The sequence below is a fragment of the Leptolyngbya sp. AN10 genome, assembly GCF_050565645.1.
Classification (GTDB): Bacteria; Cyanobacteriota; Cyanobacteriia; order Leptolyngbyales; family Leptolyngbyaceae; genus Leptolyngbya.
This window is the reverse complement of the sequence record NZ_JBNXVP010000021.1, coordinates 81,260-100,719: the sequence shown is the minus strand read 5'-3', so window position 1 is coordinate 100,719 and position 19,460 is coordinate 81,260. Positions and strand designations below refer to the sequence as shown.

General features: G+C 47.7%; 16 protein-coding genes. 7 read left to right on the top strand and 9 right to left on the bottom strand.

Annotated elements, in window-relative coordinates; genetic code table 11:
• Window positions 1-53 precede the first annotated feature (53 nt).
• Both ACQ4M5_RS26180 and ACQ4M5_RS26175 read right to left on the bottom strand, forming a co-directional pair.
• Entirely contained in the window at window positions 54-476 is a 423-nt protein-coding gene (locus tag ACQ4M5_RS26180) for a DUF1348 family protein (RefSeq protein ID WP_430678668.1), read from the bottom strand.
• Between the two features lie 132 nt (window positions 477-608).
• Complete coding sequence (locus ACQ4M5_RS26175) at window positions 609-866, bottom strand: DUF7219 family protein (protein ID WP_430678667.1); 258 nt, start codon at window positions 864-866, stop codon at window positions 609-611.
• Between the two features lie 652 nt (window positions 867-1,518).
• On the opposite strand from ACQ4M5_RS26175, the gene ACQ4M5_RS26170 reads away from it, so the two are divergent.
• The gene (locus tag ACQ4M5_RS26170; RefSeq protein WP_430678666.1) at window positions 1,519-2,820 is read left to right on the top strand and encodes an O-antigen ligase family protein; all 1,302 of its coding nucleotides are present in this window, start codon (window positions 1,519-1,521) and stop codon (window positions 2,818-2,820) included.
• Between the two features lie 13 nt (window positions 2,821-2,833).
• On the opposite strand, the gene ACQ4M5_RS26165 is transcribed toward ACQ4M5_RS26170, so the two are convergent.
• Genes ACQ4M5_RS26165 through ACQ4M5_RS26155 form a run of 3 tightly spaced genes read right to left on the bottom strand, consistent with a single transcriptional unit; the run spans window position 2,834 to window position 6,166 of the window.
• Window positions 2,834-4,150 (bottom strand): glycosyltransferase, encoded by a 1,317-nt coding sequence (locus tag ACQ4M5_RS26165; RefSeq protein ID WP_430678665.1) that lies wholly within the window; start codon window positions 4,148-4,150, stop codon window positions 2,834-2,836.
• Window positions 4,068-5,111 carry an NAD-dependent epimerase/dehydratase family protein gene (locus ACQ4M5_RS26160; RefSeq protein ID WP_430678663.1) on the bottom strand — a complete coding sequence of 348 codons (1,044 nt, stop codon included), beginning with the start codon at window positions 5,109-5,111 and terminating at the stop codon, window positions 4,068-4,070. The genes ACQ4M5_RS26165 and ACQ4M5_RS26160 overlap by 83 nt, the downstream gene beginning before the upstream one ends.
• Window positions 5,108-6,166, bottom strand: a complete 1,059-nt coding sequence (locus ACQ4M5_RS26155; protein WP_430678662.1) for a Gfo/Idh/MocA family protein — start codon at window positions 6,164-6,166, stop codon at window positions 5,108-5,110. The genes ACQ4M5_RS26160 and ACQ4M5_RS26155 overlap by 4 nt, the downstream gene beginning before the upstream one ends.
• 433 nt (window positions 6,167-6,599) lie before the next feature.
• Here ACQ4M5_RS26155 and ACQ4M5_RS26150 point away from each other — a divergent pair, with 433 nt between their 5' ends.
• Together ACQ4M5_RS26150 and ACQ4M5_RS26145 are read left to right on the top strand one after the other, a co-directional pair.
• Window positions 6,600-7,865 carry a glycosyltransferase gene (locus ACQ4M5_RS26150; protein WP_430678661.1) on the top strand — a complete coding sequence of 422 codons (1,266 nt, stop codon included), beginning with the start codon at window positions 6,600-6,602 and terminating at the stop codon, window positions 7,863-7,865.
• A 33-nt stretch (window positions 7,866-7,898) separates the two neighbouring features.
• Window positions 7,899-8,513, top strand: a complete 615-nt coding sequence (locus ACQ4M5_RS26145; protein ID WP_430678659.1) for a serine O-acetyltransferase — start codon at window positions 7,899-7,901, stop codon at window positions 8,511-8,513.
• A 9-nt stretch (window positions 8,514-8,522) separates the two neighbouring features.
• On the opposite strand, the gene ACQ4M5_RS26140 is transcribed toward ACQ4M5_RS26145, so the two are convergent.
• Window positions 8,523-9,626: an acyltransferase family protein gene (locus ACQ4M5_RS26140; RefSeq protein WP_430678658.1), complete on the bottom strand. Its 1,104-nt coding sequence runs from the start codon at window positions 9,624-9,626 to the stop codon at window positions 8,523-8,525.
• Between the two features lie 1,070 nt (window positions 9,627-10,696).
• On the opposite strand from ACQ4M5_RS26140, the gene ACQ4M5_RS26135 reads away from it, so the two are divergent.
• The 4 genes from ACQ4M5_RS26135 to ACQ4M5_RS26120 all read left to right on the top strand — a co-directional run bounded on the left by ACQ4M5_RS26135 (window position 10,697) and on the right by ACQ4M5_RS26120 (window position 17,049).
• The gene (locus ACQ4M5_RS26135; protein ID WP_430678657.1) at window positions 10,697-11,503 is read left to right on the top strand and encodes a WecB/TagA/CpsF family glycosyltransferase; all 807 of its coding nucleotides are present in this window, start codon (window positions 10,697-10,699) and stop codon (window positions 11,501-11,503) included.
• 249 nt (window positions 11,504-11,752) lie between these two features.
• Window positions 11,753-13,969: a GumC family protein gene (locus ACQ4M5_RS26130; protein WP_430678656.1), complete on the top strand. Its 2,217-nt coding sequence runs from the start codon at window positions 11,753-11,755 to the stop codon at window positions 13,967-13,969.
• Window positions 13,970-14,138: 169 nt separating this feature from the next.
• Window positions 14,139-15,299 (top strand): glycosyltransferase family 2 protein, encoded by a 1,161-nt coding sequence (locus tag ACQ4M5_RS26125; RefSeq protein ID WP_430678655.1) that lies wholly within the window; start codon window positions 14,139-14,141, stop codon window positions 15,297-15,299.
• 127 nt (window positions 15,300-15,426) lie between these two features.
• Window positions 15,427-17,049, top strand: coding sequence for an alpha/beta hydrolase (locus tag ACQ4M5_RS26120; RefSeq protein ID WP_430678654.1), 1,623 nt, complete (start codon window positions 15,427-15,429; stop codon window positions 17,047-17,049).
• A gap of 37 nt (window positions 17,050-17,086) precedes the next feature.
• Here the strand turns inward: ACQ4M5_RS26120 and ACQ4M5_RS26115 are convergent, their stop codons facing one another.
• From ACQ4M5_RS26115 to ACQ4M5_RS26105, 3 genes are read right to left on the bottom strand one after another with little or no spacing between them, the layout of a single operon-like run.
• Window positions 17,087-17,416: a DUF4926 domain-containing protein gene (locus tag ACQ4M5_RS26115; RefSeq protein WP_430678653.1), complete on the bottom strand. Its 330-nt coding sequence runs from the start codon at window positions 17,414-17,416 to the stop codon at window positions 17,087-17,089.
• A gap of 18 nt (window positions 17,417-17,434) precedes the next feature.
• Window positions 17,435-17,773 carry a DUF6883 domain-containing protein gene (locus ACQ4M5_RS26110; RefSeq protein WP_430678652.1) on the bottom strand — a complete coding sequence of 113 codons (339 nt, stop codon included), beginning with the start codon at window positions 17,771-17,773 and terminating at the stop codon, window positions 17,435-17,437.
• Between the two features lie 46 nt (window positions 17,774-17,819).
• Window positions 17,820-19,421, bottom strand: a complete 1,602-nt coding sequence (locus tag ACQ4M5_RS26105; protein WP_430678651.1) for an MHYT domain-containing protein — start codon at window positions 19,419-19,421, stop codon at window positions 17,820-17,822.
• Between the last annotated feature and the right edge of the window lie 39 nt (window positions 19,422-19,460).

Below are 19,460 nucleotides of genomic sequence, written 5' to 3'. Positions count from 1 at the left end.
ATCGTGTCTTCACTGATATAAAAGCTCTGTGAGTAGAGATCGCTCAAAACTTTTTAGCGCTCCCAGCGGAACTTGCGCTCTGATTCCTGAATCGGCAAATCATTGATACTCGCTTCTCGTCGCCGCATCAAGCCGTTTTCAGCAAATTCCCACTGCTCATTTCCATAAGAGCGAAACCAGTTGCCTGAATCGTCGTGCCATTCGTACTCAAACTTCACAGAAATCCGATTATCCGTAAAACTCCACAACTCTTTTCTGAGTCGATAATCGAGTTCCTTATTCCATTTGCGCTTGAGAAATTCCCGAACTGCTTCGCGTCCACTTAGAAATTCTGAGCGGTTTCGCCATTCAGAATCTTCCGTATATGCCAGGGAAACCCGCTCTGGATCGCGAGTATTCCAAGCATCTTCAGCCGCTTGAACTTTGATCTTTGCCGTCTCAAGCGTAAACGGCGGTAAAGGAGGTTTCGTTTCCATCACATCGAACCAGACAATCGATCGCTTATTCTAGGTGGCAAAGTCGATCGAACAATGGACGAAATTCTTAAGTTTAAACAGCACAAAGCGCACCAGTCGAAACTCAACCCGATGCGCTTCAAAGTTCCGAAATTAGCCGACGAGATCCTCAGGGGGATTCTGTCCTGGGGAGATTCCAAGCTGTTTGTGACTTTTCTTCAGTTGCTTCCATAACGATCGAATTTCTTGAAACGATTCTTCTGGGGTGATCTTACCGCCTGTTTCAAGACAGCAAATATACGTCACTCGCTGAGAAAACTCCTGCAAATTCGCATTAAACACCAAGTTCTCTGGTTTGACTTGCCCCCGGTAGCGGCTGCGCGGGTATAAGAAATTGTGTTGGTCTGCCATCTTTGGATCTCCTGCTAAAAACGGTGTTGGTGTTTGCGCTTCAGTGGGTGTCAATCACTGGGTTGCACGGTGCAATTTTTCTCCTGTGTAAGAGGAAGGAAATTCGAGCGGAGCGAATTCTTACTTTAACCTACCTTAACCAAATGTTAACCTAGGCTTTCGGAAAAAGCTGTAATGAAAAACACGACTTTGCCTAGATTAGACAGAGTCGCGTTGCTACACATCACCCTTTGGGATAAATTCCTTTTAACCTTGCAATCTAAGCTACGGATTGCTGCAATTTCACAACTTGTCCTGTCGTCTTCTCCGGCAAGTAGTTGGACTTCAATCAGTCAGCGAGTCGCAGTGATATTGCCAAAATCATCAGAGTCGGATTCGCATAGCCCGCTGTCGGAAAAACCGAGCTACCCGCAATAAATAATCCGGAGTCTATAAAGGCTCGCGATCAGTACTGTTCGTAAAAATCCGGAGTTCAGGATCTAAATTTCCTGAGTTCTACGGCTGTCAATTTCCTCACAATTTGAGATCCAAATATCAAGATTCTGCGGATTTTCGCAGGCAGACCGCGATAGAAAGAGCAATAACCGTTTAAACTGCATGGCATGAACGTGTTGCGATCGAACCCTTGCACTTAACTCAGGGGCGGATTAGTGTGAAAAAGCTGCTTTTATTTGCTGAAACTTGTTTTGCCATCTTCGGTTTGATCTTCTTTAGTGGGGGTCTTACGCCTGGTGCGAGTACGGACGGAGTAGATACGGGTCTCGTCCCAGAGATTATCGTGACGACAATCCGATACTTTATTTGGTTTGTCAGTGCTCTCTTGCTGCTTCTAAATGGAAAGCGAACGCTGATCACGATGCGGCGAGATTGGGTTCTGTGGATTCTGACGTTCCTGGTTCTGTTCTCGTTCGCCTGGTCAGATTTCCCCGAATGGACGCTGCTGGCAAATCGTGAAATGGCGCAAATGACGTGCTTTGGGCTATATATTGCGACTCGATTTTCTCTCAGAGAACAGATCAAGCTCTATGCTCTGACGTTTGCGATCGGTGGAATCGCGAGTGCGGCGTTTGCGATCGGGCTACCTTCGGTCGGGTTGGATGTTGATCACGAGGGGGCGTGGCGGGGAGTCTACGGACACAAGAATACCTTTGGCAGCATGATGGTGATGGCGTTTCTTGCCTTTTTCGCGCTGCCTGTAGAACGACCCCTCGATCGCTGGATTAAGCGAATTGGAATTGGCAGTGCAGCCGCATTGATCTTGCTCTCGACTTCTAGAACTGCTCTAGTGTTGGCGTTTACTTTGTTGGCACTGATGTGGTTCTACCGGAACTACCGTTGGCAAGGAAAGCGATCGATTGTCTTGGGAAGCTTAGGAGTTCTAGCGGGAGGTGCAGCGGTTGTTGCGGTTCTGACGAATTGGGTGGCACTGCTAACCGCATTAGGAAGAGATCCAACCCTGACTGGACGAACTTATATCTGGCAAGTTTCGCTCCATCATTTACTCGATCGACCCTTGTTTGGATTTGGTCGAAGCGCATACTGGTCTCCGGATAGTCCTTATCCGAGAGCGATTAGCTCGTACCTATCTCAAGCTTTTAGAGCGCCACATGCCCACAATGGATTTATTGAGATTGCATTAGATGTCGGCTTGGTGGGATTAACGCTGTTCTTGATTTGCTATGTGTCGGGCTTTATTAAAGCTTTGATGCGGGCTTATAGCTCTAAGCATCCAGAGCACATCTGGTCACTCGGATTTTTGACGTTTCTCGCGCTCAATAACATGACCGAGAGCTATATGCTGCGGTTGGCAAATATCTATTGGGTGCTGTTTATTGCAACATTGTTAACGGTGAAACAGCGAATGCCCATCTTTGAGGATGAGCCAGAGTTGCCGCTGTTGACGCGATCGTATCGGGAACTGCCTCAAGTCGGGAAAGTTAGGGAGCAGGTTTAGAACTTTCAGACTTTTAATCGATCGCTGGACGAATCGCTTCAGATTTTCCTTCTAGGGCGCGGCTCATCAATTGGTGGAGTCGCGCCGCTTCTGTTTTAATGTTAAATTCTGCGGCGACTTTTGCTCGTCCAGCTAGTCCAAAACGCGATCGTAGTTCTGAATCTTCAACTAAAGTTCCAATGCGATCGGCTAATGTTTCCGCATCTCCGGCTGGAACGAGATAGCCGTTGATCTCATGTTCTACGAGTTCACTTACGCCAGCAATTTGGGTCGCAACGACCGGAACTCCTGCTGCCATTGCTTCCATTAAAACAACGGGAACTCCTTCTGCGAAACTTGCCATCACAAAGATATCTGTTTGCTGAAGATGGTGACGAACTTCGGTTTGAGATTGATAGCCCACGAATTTGACTTGCGATCGTAGATTGAGCGAATCGGTCAACGTTTCGAGCGGTTCTCGATCGCTGCCATCTCCGACGACCGTTAATTCTAAATCGGGATAGCTTGAGACTAATTTCGCTAAGCTTTCCAGCAGAATCGGTAAGCCTTTTACCGCTGCTAATCGTCCAACATAAAGCAACCGATTTCCACTACCCTGATGCGACACAGGTTGAAACAATGCTGGATCAATCCCACAGTGAATGATGTGCATTCGATTCCAAGCCCCGATCGATGCAAACACCATTCCCTGACTGCGACAATAGTGACTAATGCAGCACACGAACAAAGCTCGATCGATTTTTTCTGCTAAGTGCCACTGATACGGCTCAAAAAAGATGTAAGGTCCATGTAGCGTAAAGCTAAAGGTGAAATCTCCGAGTTCTGCCGCCAACATTGCAACTGTGCCGCTAGAAGTCGCAAGATGATTGTGTAGATGCTGAATCTGACGGATTTGAATCTGTCGAGCTAAGATGCCTGCTTCTAGAAAGTAGAACAATTGATAGAGGGAGCCGCGCAATCCGGGCTGTCGAGTTTTCCAAGCTAGTTTTAGCGATCGCCAATATCGTCCACTCTTTATCAACTTTAGATGTGAACTAATCAGTTGTGGTAGATTGGGCGGCAATAAATAAGTTGTACGATCGAATTCTGCTTTCTGTTCTTCTCCCACTAATTGTTCGATGCCTGGACGACGCACTGAAAAGGTTTGCACATCCACGCCTAAAGCTCTTAATCCAGCCACTTCTCGCTGAATAAACGTGTCCGTTGCTCTGGGATATTCGCCAGTGAGATACGCAATTCGCATAAAGCTATCGAGCGTTGGAGAGTGCAGGACTGGGAGCGGGAACCGATAGCAAATCGATCGAGCTACAACTGCGATCGAAAGCTTCATCTAAGCTATATCGCGGAATCCACTGCAAGAGTTCTTTCGCTCGATCGTTCTGATAGATCAAAGGCTTGAATCTAGCATGAAGTTTTGCAGGCACAAAAATGCCCGGAAACTTTGCCTGTCCTTTCAGCACTTTTTTGTTATATAACCATAGAATCCAAGTCATTCCCCGCATGAATGTCCAATTGAGCGGAACAATCGGCGGGAAATCTTTCTGTCGAGCAAACAGTTTCTTCGCAAATTCGCGCTGAGTGGGGAGATTGTCATCAACAAGATTGATGGTTTGCCCGATCGCGGTTTCTTTCTCAGCAGCAAGCAAAATCGCTTCTGCACAGTTTTCAACATAGTTCAATGGCATCTGTGCTCGTGCCCCAATTCGCAGCCACAGAGTATCAGTCAACTCTGCGCCGAGACAAGGATTCCAGAGAGCATCGCGCCCGTAAATCATTCCAGGTCGAAGAATCGTCACTGGAGCCTGATTTTCCTGCTCGAACTCGCGCACCAATCGTTCTTGAAGCAGTTTCGTTTGGGCATATTCGTCGCGTTCTAGGGGATTTTTCTCGACCGCTGAATCTTCAGTCAACACAGACCCGATCGGTAAATTCCAATAGTCATAAACCGAGAATGTACTAATTGCAATCAATCTCAGCATATTCGCCGCTTTCATTGCCTCAAGCAAGTTCTCAGTTGCCAGCACAGTTCCTGCAAACTGAGCATAGAAGTCACCCGATTTCGCCGCAGCTAAATGGATCACGGCACTAATTCCGTCGAGTGCTTCAACTAATCCATCCTTACGCCGCAGATCCAATCGAACTAGCTCTAAATTCGGGTGACCATGCCAGGAGAGCTTCTCGATGTTTGTCACTGGACGCACGATCGCACGAACTTGATGTCCTCGTCTCAATGCTTCCGCGACAACATACTGCCCCAAAAAACCGGACGCACCTGTGATCAATAGCTTCATAACTGATTCTCCTCTGCCAACAATGCTTCTACCAATCGACTCGTGCGCTCCATATCTTCATAAGAAATCGGAGGGGGATCACCCTTGAGCAATGCGGTATAGGTTCGATCGAGCAATCCATGTAATCCTTCGTAGGGCGTTCGCTGCATGATTTTCCAGCTAAAGTTCCGCACACTACAGCGCATCAGTTCCGCACCATTGATGAAGTGATTAGCTAAGGGCGATAGCTGCTTCCCAACTTTTCGAGGTAAAACTGCGCGGAGATAAGGTTGAAATAAATCAGTCTGAACATAGCCCTTAGAGCCACGTACAATGATTTCAAAGCATTCTGGCAAGGTTGTAGAGCTAAATCGAATTCGAGCGTGCTTCGAGCCGCTAACTAACAAAGCATCCAGGTCATCATATTTGAACAGTTCACCGCCGCCGTAGTTGCTCCAGCTTGCACGAATCCGATCGAACTCTACAGGCAAAAATCGCAGCACCAAATACGCCAGATGCGTAATCGTATCGTGAATCACACCTCCAGGCAGTTTGTGAACGGGATTCGGTAGATTCTCGTCCGCAAATGCCGCCATTTTCCGCACCGCCAGCGAGATTCGCACCTCGACTTCTTCCACTTCACCAAGGCGACCTTGAGCAATTAACTGTTCGATCGCTAAAATCGGCTGATTAAATCGGTAGTTCTGGTCCTCGATCAAATAACGCTGATTCGCTTGAGCGATCGACCAAAGCTGCTTGAATTCTTCATACGTTGGCGCGATTGGTTTTTCACAAATGACGTGTGCCCCCGATTCGAGGCAATCTTTCGCAATCCACGAATGCGTTTGAGGAGGAGTCAGCACATGAACGACATCGGGCTGGGTTTCCGCTAGAAGTTGCCGATAGTCTGTGTAAGCTGCCTCAGCGTGAAACCGTTCTGCCGCATATCGCGCTGAAATTTTGGAAAGATCGCAAACCCCAACTAATCTCGCATTTTGCGATCGCTCTAAAAAACTCAAATGCTCTTTAGAAATCACACCCGTTCCGATGACCGCAGCTTTCAACGCGGTTGCCATGCCGATCCTCCACCAAATCCGTGAGCCGAGTTTGTTAGGTCTAGTCAGAAAAATGACGTTTTCCTAAAACAATCTATAACTACCAAAATTGTTAAGATTGTTTCTCTCCCTCCGGACAGATGAAGAGCTTTATGTAGTGAGAGCTACAAGCCTTTGTGTGCCAAATGAATTAGGTGCTCGATCGAGCAAGTTGTAACAAATCTATTTCATCATAGAGAAGATTCAATCTGCTTATTCGTCTGAATACGCGCCACGCACGATTCCAGTAATATCTCGATATTAATTCTATTTTTTCATAAAGGCTTTATATTTCAGCGGGTTGCGAAAAAGAATCGAGAAGACTGTTCAAAAGTTTTTGCTCTTTAACAACAAATTCCTATACTAATTTCAGCATTCATACGTAAGTAATAGTACGCGCTTTATGAAGAAAGATGTGCCTAAGATTGCATATCTGATTAATCAATACCCGAAGGTTAGTCATAGTTTTATTCGTCGTGAAATTCATGCGATCGAAAAATGTGGTCTCCCGGTTGGACGGTATGCCATTCGATCGTGCCGATCCGAATTAGTCGATGAAGCAGACCAAAAAGAATTAGCGTTAACTCGAACCGTTTTAGAAAGCGGTGCTGGGACACTCTTAAAAAGTCTGACAAAAGCAGTTCTGACGCGCCCAATTCAAGTGTTTCAGGCACTCAAGCTGGCTGTGAAATCTGGGCGACGTTCCGATCGCGGCGTGTTCCATCATTTGATCTATCTTGCGGAAGCTTGTATTCTCAATGATTGGTTCAAAGAAGACGGCATTCAGCACATTCACGCCCACTTCGGCACGAATTCCACGACAGTCGCAATGCTGTGTACGGCTTTAGGTGGACCCACTTACAGCTTTACAATTCACGGACCGGAAGAGTTTGACACGATTCAAGCTTTATCGATCGTCGAAAAAGTTGAGCGATCGTCTTTCGTCGCCACCGTTAGTTCCTTTAGCAAAAGCCAACTGTATCGCTGGTGCGACCAATCCCAGTGGAACAAAGTAAAAATCGTTCACTGTGGAGTCGATCGAAGCTTTTTCACCGAAATCACCCCCATTCCCGCAGAACCCCAAATCGTCTGTGTCGGGCGACTCTGCGAAGCGAAAGGGCAACTACTCCTAATCGAAGCCATTAAACCGCTCGTCGCCGCAGGCATTCCAATCAAACTCGTTCTGGTTGGAGATGGTGTAATCCGCCCTCAAATCGAGGCGATGATTGCTGCCGCAGACTTGCAAGATCACGTCGAAATCACTGGATGGGCGAGTAACGAGGAAGTTCGCAAACAGATTCTCGCTGCTCGTGCCCTCGTGCTTCCAAGTTTTGCTGAAGGCTTACCCGTTGCGCTGATGGAATCTCTCGCGCTGCATCGTCCCGTCATCAGCACCTACATCGCGGGCATCCCTGAGCTAGTCACTCCCAATCAATCCGGTTGGCTTGTGCCATCAGGCTCGATCGCGGATCTAACTGAAGCCATTAAGAGCGCAATTACACTCCCGCCTGAAGTTCTCGAACAAATGGGAAGAACAGGTGCGGAGCGGGTTGTTCGACATCACGATGCTGCTACCGAAGCACAAAAACTTGCAGCGCTGTTCATGGAAGTGATTCAGCCCACGATCGTCGAATCAGTTTTGACCGAGGTGCAACCTGCCGCCGTCTCGATCGCGCAATAACTCAACTCTGGTGATAGACAAAGGACTCAAACAGTGAACGACAGAACCCATTCCCTCAACTTGTGGCAGCAAATTGTCGAAGATTGGAACGCTCATGGACGCGACTGGACAAAGCCTGGATTTAGAGCGATCGCGGTTTATCGCTTTGGAGTCTGGCGCATGGGAATTCAGCCGCTAATCTTACGTGCACCCTTCAGCGTTTTGTATCGCATGATGTTCCGCAAAGTCCGTAACACTTACGGAATTGAGTTGCCTTACAGCGCTAAAGTCGGACGCAGAGTGATCATCGAGCATCAAAGCGCGATCGTCATTCACGGCAACTGTGTGATCGGCGATGATTGCGTCATTCGTCAAGGCTGCACATTGGGAAATCGCTATCTCGATCGATTAGAAGAGGCTCCCATCTTAGGAAATCGTGTCAATATTGGTGCGGGTGCAAAAATTCTCGGTCGCGTTCACATTGGGGATGATGCTTGCATTGGCGCGAATGCGGTCGTGCTGTCAGATGTTGGTGCGAGAGAAACTGCGATCGGGATTCCCGCAAAAATTCTCAAACGCAAGTCCGCCCTTGAGCACATGATTTCTAGCAGCGATGTTTTGAGCTTAGAGGTCGCAATGGCGGCTCCTGCGGCTCCCGTCGAAGAGTAGAAAAATTTTCTAAACAGCCTTTGCGGTCGTTGGCAATTTAACGGACTGGCTCCACGCGATCGCAGGTTTTTCAACGCTAATCCATACGATCGTCGCAAATCCCAAACTAACCAGAATACTTGCAACTAAACATAGGGCATCCGAAACCGCAGAGATGCCTAAAATCCGCTGTCCAATAAAGAACACAACTCCCATCACTGGAGTGTGAGTCAAAAATAAGCTGTACGATACATCTCCAAAAAACCTCAAGACTGAACCTTTCAATAGTTCAGCCAATTTTCCTGCGCGTCCGACTTCTAGAAGTAATAGCGCGATCGCGACACTAACGATCGTGAATTCTGCTTGATGGATGATGCCAGCCGTGAGTAGAACTCCGCTGTAGAGGTAGAACCAGAGACGCGAAAATTTTCGCTGCCAGCACCAGTGAGCAAATACGCCAAGTAGAAAGCTGTAAAGCAGAGGAAGAATCACGATCGAACGTCCTAAATTCGGTGCGATCGCAATCGGGAATATCGCTGCAATTAACGCAGTGGGAACAAATACGATCGCGAAAGCGGATTGAATTCGATATTGATAAAGTAGTCGCTGAGCAAATCCAATTAATAGACACAAAAGTAAATAAGATTGGATCTCTAATCCCAATGTCCAGTAGACATCATTAAAATTAGTAAATCCAATCAGTTCTTGAACATAAAACAAGTGAGTAATGAATCGCTCTGTGGAAAAGGCTTGTCCCATTGGTTGAAACGGTTCATTCTTCGCGTAAGCCGCTAGAAGCGCAAACGCAAGCGTAATCACGATCGAAACATAGTACGGCGGCGTTAAGCGAATCAATCGACGCAGTGTGAACTGACGCAAGTAGGGAAAATCGATCGTTGCATTTCTCAGTGAATGGGCAATCACAAACCCGCTAAGCACAAAGAAGACTGCAACACCCAAACTCCCCCAGGTAAACAGAACGGTATCTACCCAGCCACGTAAAAGCTGTTCTAGAGAATCCAGACGCTCATCAAGGTGAGCATGGAACAAGACAACCCAAAGTGCAGCCAATCCGCGTAAAGCGTCGATGAAGTAGAACCGTACTTTTGACGATGAAATCAGGGTCTGAGTCATCCTTCCATATATTCACTGATAGGGTTAATCAATCTGCAAATTTCAGCTTGTAGAAATCTCAACTTCGCCACAAGAAGTAATTAGATTCAGTTTCAACCTTCGCTTATTTCACATTCGTTTTTCACCCTAAAATCTACCATGGATTTTTACAAAATTCACCACTCTAAATCATGGGACCCTAACTTCATTGGAAGGTGCGATCGTAATTTCAGAGAACTTACCGAACAAGGGCGTAAGTTTACTCACACTTGCCATATTTCTAAAATCAGGAGCAAGTTTTATCTGAACTTAATTATTAAAGAATTACCGTGAGAAAGTACTGAGAAATAACTAATTGTTTCCTTGTACTTATAGTTTTAATAACAAGAGTGTAAAACGCATAAAGCTTGTAGAAGAAGCTTTTCACGTTCTACCTCACAAAAAAAGCGATAGATTAGTGTATCCTTTGCTAGTTGAAATAATTAATTTATAGGTTCAATGGAAATTACAATACCAGTATTGAATCAAAACAAGAGTCAACAGAATTTCTAATTGCAAAGACACTGACTTCTTTCTGCTGATTCGAGCCTATCTAGAGCATCAAAGAAACAGAACCTACTATAAGCAAAGGTACAAAGAAAAATGTCAATTTTTCAACTGACATTTTCTGAACTGGTTGTTTCATACAAAATTCAAATCAATTTAATCTCTTAATCACTCTCTGATCGATTATCCTGAGTACTAAACATCAGTTTCATCTTGTCAGCACTTTGCAACAAACCACCGATCTTTTCCTAGATCTTCTGGTAGTATTTTCCGTAGTTCCACGGTTTTCACTCAGGAAATCCCTTGATGATGGCGTAAAGATTCAGTGAAGCAGGTAGACGCGCCTCCGGTAAGCCACTTAGATTACGTATTAAGCCACCTCGAAGTTAGACAGAGCGGACGCAGTTTCTTAAATCAACTGAAAGACGATTGGGTGCAGCATGAGCCAACAACAGTGGAATAGATTGTCTGGTTTAGACGATCGTACGTATCAGGGCTTTGGCTCTATTGAGAGGGAGCCGTAGTAGAGATTTTCGGGCAAAGTAATGAGACAGGTTCACCTTCTTAACATTGGAATTCACAACCTTACGATGATCGAGCTACTCGAAAAGCTGAGACTCGGAGGAACCGTTTTCACGCCCAACGTGGATCACTTGATGAAGTTGCAGCACGACCCTGAATTTTACAGGGCATACCAAGGTGTGGATTTCAAGGTCTGTGACAGTCGATTGTTAGTCTATGCTTCGTATTTTTTAGGAACTCCGGTTCAAGAAAAAATTTCTGGATCTGACCTATTTCCAGCGTTTTATACGTATTACCGCAATGACCCCAGCGTAAAAATATTTTTATTAGGATCTGCCCCCGGAATTGCAGAAGCAGCCCGGAGCCGGATCAACGCCAAAGTCGGACGCGAAATCGTTGTCGCTGCTCACTCTCCCTCCTTCGGATTCGAGAAGAACGAAGCAGAGTGTGAAGCGATCGTCGAAATGATTAATCGCTCTGGAGCAACCGTTCTCGCCATCGGAGTCGGCGCACCTAAGCAAGAACTCTGGATTGCTCGGTACAAAGACCAACTCCCCAACGTCAAAACCTTTCTCGCGATCGGCGCGACGATCGATTTTGAAGCGGGGACTGTCCAGCGTGCACCACGCTGGATGAGCGAGGTCGGGCTAGAGTGGCTGTACCGAATGATCTGTGAACCAAAACGGCTTTGGAAGCGCTATCTCATCCACGATCTGCCTTTCTTCTGGCTCATCTTGCAGCAGCGGTTCCACGCCTATCACAATCCCTGGGCAGCCGAACTTGCACAAACTTCGCCAAAGAAGCCGCGATCGCTAATGAAAACAATCTAGCAAGATTACGGATGCTTTTTTAAAGATTTCGTCTAGTTGAGCCTTCATACGAACTTCTTCAAGTACAAGATATGGCATAGTGATGGGAAGATCTACTGACAACAGAGTGCGATCAAGATACCATCTAGCGAACTGTACAGAAGAACGTACCCAGGGGCTGCATCTAGTTTTGACCGATCCGAACGCTCTCAACTCCCGGTTTCGTATGTTCCAAGGTATTGAGCAACCCATTCTCTGAGATTCCTCTTTATGACAAGCATGAACATTGAGACAAAGCGCTACTCTGAAGATTTCGATCTTCAAAGCTATTGGCTCGTCCTGAAACGTCGTTGGCTCGTTGCTGCGGGTGTCTTTGCCGCAACCGTTGGACTTGCTGGACTTGCCACCTCTCTGCAACGCCCCAACTACGAAGCTACCGGACGAGTGCTCGTTCAATCCAATCGCACCACATCGCTGACGGGAGTTGGAGAACGAGTTGGAACCCTTGAAGCCTTAAGACGCGAAGGTAACCCGCTCGATACCCAAGCAGCCGTGGTGACTTCCTATCCGATTTTGCAGCGCGTGATTGATACGCTGCAATTGAAGAACACTCAAGGGCGACCGATGGAGCCAGAAGAGTTGAGCCGCCAGATCAAAGTTGAAGCGGTTCCTACTACGGACATTCTGGAACTGAAGTACGCAGACGATGATCCAGAAATGGCAGCGAACGTGATCAATCAGATCATCAAAGCGTACATCAACAACAATCTGAACACCAATCAGGAAGAAGCGAACAAAGCAGGACGCTTCATCGACAGCCAAATTCCAGCCGCAGAAGAAGCGCTGAACAAAGCCTCTGAGGAGCTACGGAACTTCCGGGCACGGAATGGCATTGTTGACTTGGAGCGGGAATCAGCAGCAAATATTAACTCAGCCGCCCTTCTACAAGATCAGTTGAGCCAAACCCGTGCACAATTGTCAGATGTAGGTCGTCAAGAAAGAGCTGTTGCAGATCAGTTGGGACTTGAACTCGGACAAGCGATCGACCTGGCATCTTTGAGTCAATCCGCAGGTGTTCAAGATGCACTCGCTCAACTGCAATCGGTGGAGTCGCGGTTGGTCACAGAGCAAGCTCGATTTAAAGACACGACTCCGCAGATTCAAACCTTGAAGCAGCAGCGCGATGACCTGAATGCTTTGTTGCAAGCGCGAGTCAGCGATGCAGTCGGTGCGAATGTCTCGGTTGCGCCTGGAGCGCTGCAAGTTGGCGATATCAAGCGAAGCCTAGCAGCAGCATTATCCACTCTGCAATCTCAGCGTGTCGGTCTTGAAGGTCGGATTTCTACACTTTCTGGACTACTTGCGAACTATCGTAGTCGGGCGGCGCAAACACCAGCCCTGATTCAACAAGAAAGCGAACTGCAACGCAAACAAGAAATTGCGCTCACCGCTTATCAAAACCTCAATGCTCGAAAACAAGAGATTGAAGTGGCGAAGAACCAGCAGGTAGGTAACGCACGAGTCCTGCAAAGCGCAATGGTTCCAACTCGTCCTGCCAGTCGGATGCGGTTGATTCTTCTGGCAGCGGGAGCGATGGTCGGATTGCTGTTGGGAATTGCAGCAGCTTTCTTGGTGGATTCGATCGACAAATCGCTTAAGACGGTCAAAGATGCCGAAGCGCAATACGGTTACACGCTATTGGGCTTGGTGCCACGCTTTGAAACCAGCGACACGCCAACGATTCTGTCCCCTGGCGCGGACGATATTTCGCCACGGGTGATCGCGATGACTTCACCTCGATCGATGATTCATGAAGCCTATCAGATGCTTCAAGCCAATCTGAAGTTCATGAGCCTCGATAAGAAAGTCAAAACGATCGTCATCAGTAGCGCCGTTCCACGGGAAGGCAAGTCTGAAGTGGCTGCAAACTTGGCGGCAACGATGGCACAATCTGGTCGAAAAGTGCTGCTAGTTGATGCTGATATGCGAAATCCGTCGCAGCATCACCTCTGGGGATTAGTCAACTCGGTTGGTTTGAGTAACGTGGTCGTGGATCAAAGCGAACTGCGTCAAGCTGTGAAACCGATTACCAGCAATCTCTCAGTATTGACCGCAGGCGTGATGCCGCCGAACCCATTATCGATTCTGGATTCGGAAGCGATGACCATCTTCTTGGAAACGGTGTCGAAAGACTACGATTACATCGTGTTTGACACACCACCGCTGGCAGGAACCGCAGATGCAGCAGTGTTGGGCAAGATGGCAGATGGGGTCTTGATTGCGGTTCGTCCGGGTGTGGCAGATGCAGCAAGTGTCGCGGCAGCAAAATCACTGCTCGCTCGCTCAGAGCCGAACATTCTTGGACTCGTGGCAAACGGTGTGAATGTGCGGTACGAACCGGACAGCTACTTCTACTACACTAACCGTGAACCAGTCGCAGATCGGAGTGAACGGGGCGAACGGACGCGATCGCTGTTGACGAAATAGCTTCAGTTCGTGAAATAAAGAGGAAATTGCGCGATCGTGCTTAGTGCGATCGCGTTTTTTCGCGCCAACACCTGTCTTAAGACACTGTTACAAATTAAGGAACTGTGAAAAAATTGCTCACAGACCACACTAAGCGATTCAGATTGTTATGTGGATATTGAGTGCATCTTTGATTGGACTGATCGGAGTTCTTCTTGGATGGAGTGTTTGGACTGGAGCAGAAACGAGTTTTGCGCTAATTTCTAATTGTCCAGAGCCTCGCCGTGCGACCAGAGCAGGGGAACGGGTGGCAATACTCATTCCGGCTCACAATGAGGAAACTGGACTAGGCATCACGTTGTCAGATGTGACGACACAGTTGCGATCCGGCGATCGCTTAATTGTGGTCGCGGATAATTGTACGGATGCAACGGCGGACATTGCGCGACAGCACGGCGTGATCGTTCTCGAACGCGAAGATTTGACGCATCAAGGGAAAGGATACGCTTTGGATTACGGCTTGCGATATTTGGCAGATGAGCCGCCGGATGTAGTGATTGTGATTGATGCGGATTGTCGAGTCGAGAAAGATGCGATCGCGATCTTGACCGAAACCGCGATCGAGCAGAATCGACCCGCACAAGCGACTTATTTAATGAAGAAACCTGCCCAACCGAGCGCGAAAGATTCCGTTTCGGCATTCGCGTTCACCGTGAAGAATTTGGTGCGACCGTTGGGACTTTGGCGATTGGGACTGCCGTGTTTGTTGACTGGGACAGGAATGGCGTTTCCTTGGGCGGCGATTCAAGCGGTGAATTTTGCCAGCGGGCATTTAGTTGAGGATATGAAGCTGAGTGTGGATTTGACGATCGCAGGATATCCGCCTGTTTACTGTCCAGCGGTGCGTGTGATTGGAACTTTACCGCAACAAAGTAGTGCGGCTCAGAGCCAGCGAACTCGATGGGAACATGGGCATTTACAATCGATCTTGATGTATGTGCCTGCTCTGATTAAATCTGCGATCGAGACGTTCAATGTTGCCGCGATCGTACTTGCGATCGAATTGAGTGTGCCGCCGCTGTCTTTATTTGTGATGAGTTGGATGGGAGTCAGCGCGATCGCAATTCTTTGGGGGATTTTGACTGGATTCTGGACGGCGGGAATTTTAGCGATCGTTGCTGGAGTGTGTTTAATCACGACAGTGCTCGCAGCTTGGAGCAAATTCGGGCGCGAAGATTTACCTTTGAGAGAGTTGCTGGCTATCCCACTCTATATATTGTGGAAAATTCCGGTTTATTTGCGGTTTTTAATTCGCCCGCAGAAAGCTTGGATTCGGACAGCACGAGATTAACGGTAAATTTACTGGGGAACTCAGGTAGAGAATTTACGTCATATTTACAATTGGAGTAGACGGAATACGGGGTGCAACGCAATGTCGCACCTCGTTTTGATTGAGAGTTTTACGGGAATTTTTTACGGTGAAGCGAGATATTTCTTGGAAAACGATCGGCTGCGGATTTTTGACTGGGGTGGCGCTTGCTTTTTCAGGCGCGTCTCCGAGTGCCGCAGCAGAGCGATTAAATTTGCGGCTTGGACCTTTTGAACAATCGATCGCGGTTTCGGATTTAGAACAATTTGCGAAAACGGGGAACGTTCCTCCTGCACTTCAACTCTATTCGGCAGTGCTAACCCCGGAATTGCGACGAGCATTGACGAGTCGTTTACAGCTTGATCCAAATTTGGGAACGCAGATTGTCGAGGATTTGCTGAAATCGCCATCGGGTCAGCAAGTTTTGAATTCGATTCGGCAAGCTGCACCGGAATTGAGTTTGGAAACGTTGCAGGCAGGGTTTTGGTTAGCAGCGCGGCAGGCAAATGGACTCGATGCGATCGCGGTAATTCGAGCGATTCCTCAAGATACGGTGACGATCGATGTGACGCAAGCGGTTGGGATCGCCTCGCAATTGAATTTCTCGAATTGGAAAACGCAAGGAATTCGATCGCTGTTAGAGCGTAGTTTGAGTTCTGGCAATTCCACGTTTCGAGCTTCGTTTGATCCGTCGATCGCCGGATCGCAAACAGTTCAAGAATCGTTCTATTCGTTTTACGATGCTCAGCGCGATCGACGATTACCAGTCGATTTCTACTGGAGTGCGACGACCAAACCGGATGCGCCTCTAGTTGTTCTAGTTCCTGGATTTGAAGCAAATCGGAAATTTTTGGCATATTTAGCGCGACACTTAGCTTCGCATGGAGTGACGGTCGCCGCGATCGAGCATCCGTTTGTCGCCCGAAACAGTTCGCTATCGTCCTTGAATCTGGATCGATTGATTCCAGCAAGTGAGTTTATCGATCGACCGAAAGACATTAGTTATCTGCTGGATCAATTTGAGCGATTAAATCAACAGCCTGGAGACCTTCAAGGCAAGCTGAATGCGCGGAAAGTCTCAGTCATCGGACATTCTCTGGGCGGGTATGAAGCGTTGGCATTAGCGGGTGCAGAACTCCGGTTTGATGAACTGCGAGAGTTTTGTCGCGCCAGTGGATTACTCGATCGAGTTCCAGCCGATTGGCTCCAGTGCGCCGCGATCGAGCAACCGAAGAATCGTTTGAGTTTGCGTGATTCAAGAGTGGTGCAAGCAGTCGCGCTCAATCCAGCGATCGGACAAATCTTTGGGAAGTCAGGCTTGAAATCGGTTGCCACCCCCACTCTGATTTTGACCAGCACTGATGACACGTTAGCGCCTGCTTTTAGTCAACAACTCCAGCCATTCTTGCAGTTGCCGACTCCGAAGTATCTGTTAACGGCGATCGGGACGACTCATTTGAGCGTGAGCGATCCAGGAAATTTCACAGGTGCGATCGCGCAAGGCACACTGGTGAAAGAGCGTAGGGGAGCAGAAGTTGAACCACTACGTCGATTGTTGCAGGGTGTAAGTTTGGCGTTTATTCAGCAAACGACCTCCGAGGCGAAAACCTATCAGCCGTTTTTGACTCCGGGATATGCACGATCGCTCTCGAAACCGGATTTACCTTTGCGGCTCAACACCGAACTGCCTGAGAATGTGACTCGTTGGTTGAGTTTGGCAACCATGTTTTGAGTTAAGGGCGATCGCGATGGAATCAAGTCATAGAGAATCACTGTAAAGCTTCCTCTAATTTGTTTTGACTCCATAGCGATCGTGCAAATTCTAAAACTTGCTTGCGTCGATCGTCCGGGAGTTGTTCCACGATCGCAGCCACTTGATCAGACACCGGGAGCCAAGACTGAGTTGTTGATCGCCAAACTACAACAAATTGATCCGGCTTAAGTGCCAACATCTCGATCGTGGCTCCTTGATCATCCGCAAACTCAACTTCATACGCCGTTCCGTAATCTTCTAAAATCGTGCCCTGCATTCCCGATTTCAGATTTCTTGCTGGCATATCTTCAAGAAGCTCCACCACGTCAAATACTTCTGGTTTCATCTCCTACTTTCCTCGTCCTTACGGTACGTATAGCGTCGTCAATCTAGCAATATCACTTCCTTCTGCCACAATCCAACCTGTACGGACTATTTCACGTTGTCCTTCTACTCCAATTATCTCTAAATCAACACGATAGCGCTGTCCATGTTCATCAAGTTCTCTGATACTCGCCTCCGCGTCCAACGCCATTGCAACAATTTGCTGCATTAAAAGTGTGTAGTTCTCCCCTGTAAAGCCAAGTGCAGAGCGAAAGACAATCGCTTTGTCTGCTCCCTTGGGACTGTCTAAATTCAGGGCATAATTTGTCAGTTTGCGAGGGTCAATTTCAATTTGACTGACAACATCTCGAAGCTTCATTCGGCTCTCTATTCTGGATGAGCTACTTTAGCATTTCGTCGATCGACTAACCCGCACCACCCGCGCCCCGTGGTAAATGCAGCGTAAAGCAACTTCCCTCACCCTGCTTTGATTTCACCGTAATATTGCCGCCTTGAAGCTGAGCTAGTTTCTGCGACAGTGCTAATCCTAATCCCGTCCCTTGATATCTGCGCGTCAAGCCTGGATCAAGCTGCTGAAACGGTTGAAAAAGTTTCTCCTGATCCGCTGGAGTAATTCCAATTCCCGTATCACGAACCTCAAAATCAATTCCGTCTTCAACTTGTCGAACGGTGAGTGTGACCGACCCTGACTCCGTGAATTTGATTGCGTTTGAGAGTAAGTTCAGTAAAATTTGGCTCAAACGCCGATCGTCAGCGGTACAAGTCGTAATCTCAGAATCGATCGAGTAAGAAAACTCCAATCCTCGATGCCTTGCTTGGTCTCGAAGCGTAGAAATACAGGTTTCACAAACGGCTTCCACCGAAACCAGACGAATCTCAAGCTCTTCACGCCCAGCTTCAATTTTGGCTAAATCCAATAAATCATTAATCAGTTCTAAAAGTTGATGCCCTGCAACAGAGATTCTTTGAACATAGTCAAGCTGTCGAGGCGTTAAGGCTCCAAATACCTGTTCCAGCAGTACACTCGAAAACCCGATAATTGCTGTTAATGGAGTTCTCAGTTCGTGACTTGTGTTAGAGAGAAACGCACTTTTTGCTTGATTGGCAGTTTCCGATGCCAGTTTCTCCTGTTCTAATTCTTGGGTTCGTTGTCGTACCAGTTCTTCTAGTCGAGCTTCTGCAAGTTGTAACGCTTCAACTCTAGCTCGTTCCGCGCTCAATTGCCGCCCAGCAAATGAGGCAAGGAGTGCCGCTGTCAAAATCAGCAGTGCCGCAACTCCGATCACGATCGCTAAAACTCGACTAGAAATCGGCTCGATCGGTGGAGGTGCGATCGCGGCGACTCGAATGTGAGTTGCGCTCATTGCCATATAGTGCATTCCAGAGATAGCAACTCCCATTAATCCAGCGCTATCAATCACTTTCCGACACTGAGCCACAATCGTCGTGCGATCGCGAAATCGCAATAGCCAAAGTGCCCCCCATGAAGCCACGATCGCGATCGCACCAGACAGCGACACGATCGGCAGATCATAAATTTGACGGGCTGCAATTTGCAGTGCTGCCATTGAGATGTAGTGCATTGCAATAATGGTGCAGCCGATACAAAGTCCGCCAATCGTCCACCACACGTCATCGAGTTGATAAGCCAGCCAAATTCCGACGATCGAGCCGCTGAGCGAAACCGCGATCGAAAGCAGAACGATCCGAAAATCATATCCAACTGGGATCGGTAAAATATGCGCCAGCATTCCTGTAAAGTGCATTGCCCAGATCGTTAATCCCAGGACAATTCCACTGCCAATTAGCCAGTATTGACGCGGCTTTGCCTGCGTGACCTGGACTTGTTCAGCAATATCAAGCGCCGTGTAAGAACCAATAAAAGAAATCAGAACCGACAAAACGATCAGGCGAAAGTCTGAGGTCGCAATAATGTCAATGGCAGGCATTCTATAAAAGATAAATAAGCGCGGCAGGATCTCGATCGCAGATGCAGCCTTATTCATCGAAGGACAAATCAGGCGCGATCGACATCTTCCTAAGAC

Excerpts from the sequence above, each read along its gene's own strand:
- ACQ4M5_RS26105 (WP_430678651.1), bottom strand. The coding sequence starts at position 19,421 with ATGAATAAGGCTGCATCTGCGATCGAGATCCTGCCGCGCTTATTTATC.
- ACQ4M5_RS26160 (WP_430678663.1), bottom strand. The coding sequence starts at position 5,111 with ATGAAGCTATTGATCACAGGTGCGTCCGGTTTTTTGGGGCAGTATGTT.
- ACQ4M5_RS26180 (WP_430678668.1), bottom strand. The coding sequence starts at position 476 with ATGGAAACGAAACCTCCTTTACCGCCGTTTACGCTTGAGACGGCAAAG.
- ACQ4M5_RS26110 (WP_430678652.1), bottom strand. The coding sequence starts at position 17,773 with ATGAAGCTTCGAGATGTTGTCAGTCAAATTGAAATTGACCCTCGCAAA.
- ACQ4M5_RS26140 (WP_430678658.1), bottom strand. The coding sequence starts at position 9,626 with ATGACTCAGACCCTGATTTCATCGTCAAAAGTACGGTTCTACTTCATC.
- ACQ4M5_RS26175 (WP_430678667.1), bottom strand. The coding sequence starts at position 866 with ATGGCAGACCAACACAATTTCTTATACCCGCGCAGCCGCTACCGGGGG.
- ACQ4M5_RS26165 (WP_430678665.1), bottom strand. The coding sequence starts at position 4,150 with ATGAAGCTTTCGATCGCAGTTGTAGCTCGATCGATTTGCTATCGGTTC.
- ACQ4M5_RS26135 (WP_430678657.1), top strand. The coding sequence starts at position 10,697 with ATGAGACAGGTTCACCTTCTTAACATTGGAATTCACAACCTTACGATG.
- ACQ4M5_RS26115 (WP_430678653.1), bottom strand. The coding sequence starts at position 17,416 with ATGAAACCAGAAGTATTTGACGTGGTGGAGCTTCTTGAAGATATGCCA.
- ACQ4M5_RS26155 (WP_430678662.1), bottom strand. The coding sequence starts at position 6,166 with ATGGCAACCGCGTTGAAAGCTGCGGTCATCGGAACGGGTGTGATTTCT.
- ACQ4M5_RS26130 (WP_430678656.1), top strand. The coding sequence starts at position 11,753 with ATGACAAGCATGAACATTGAGACAAAGCGCTACTCTGAAGATTTCGAT.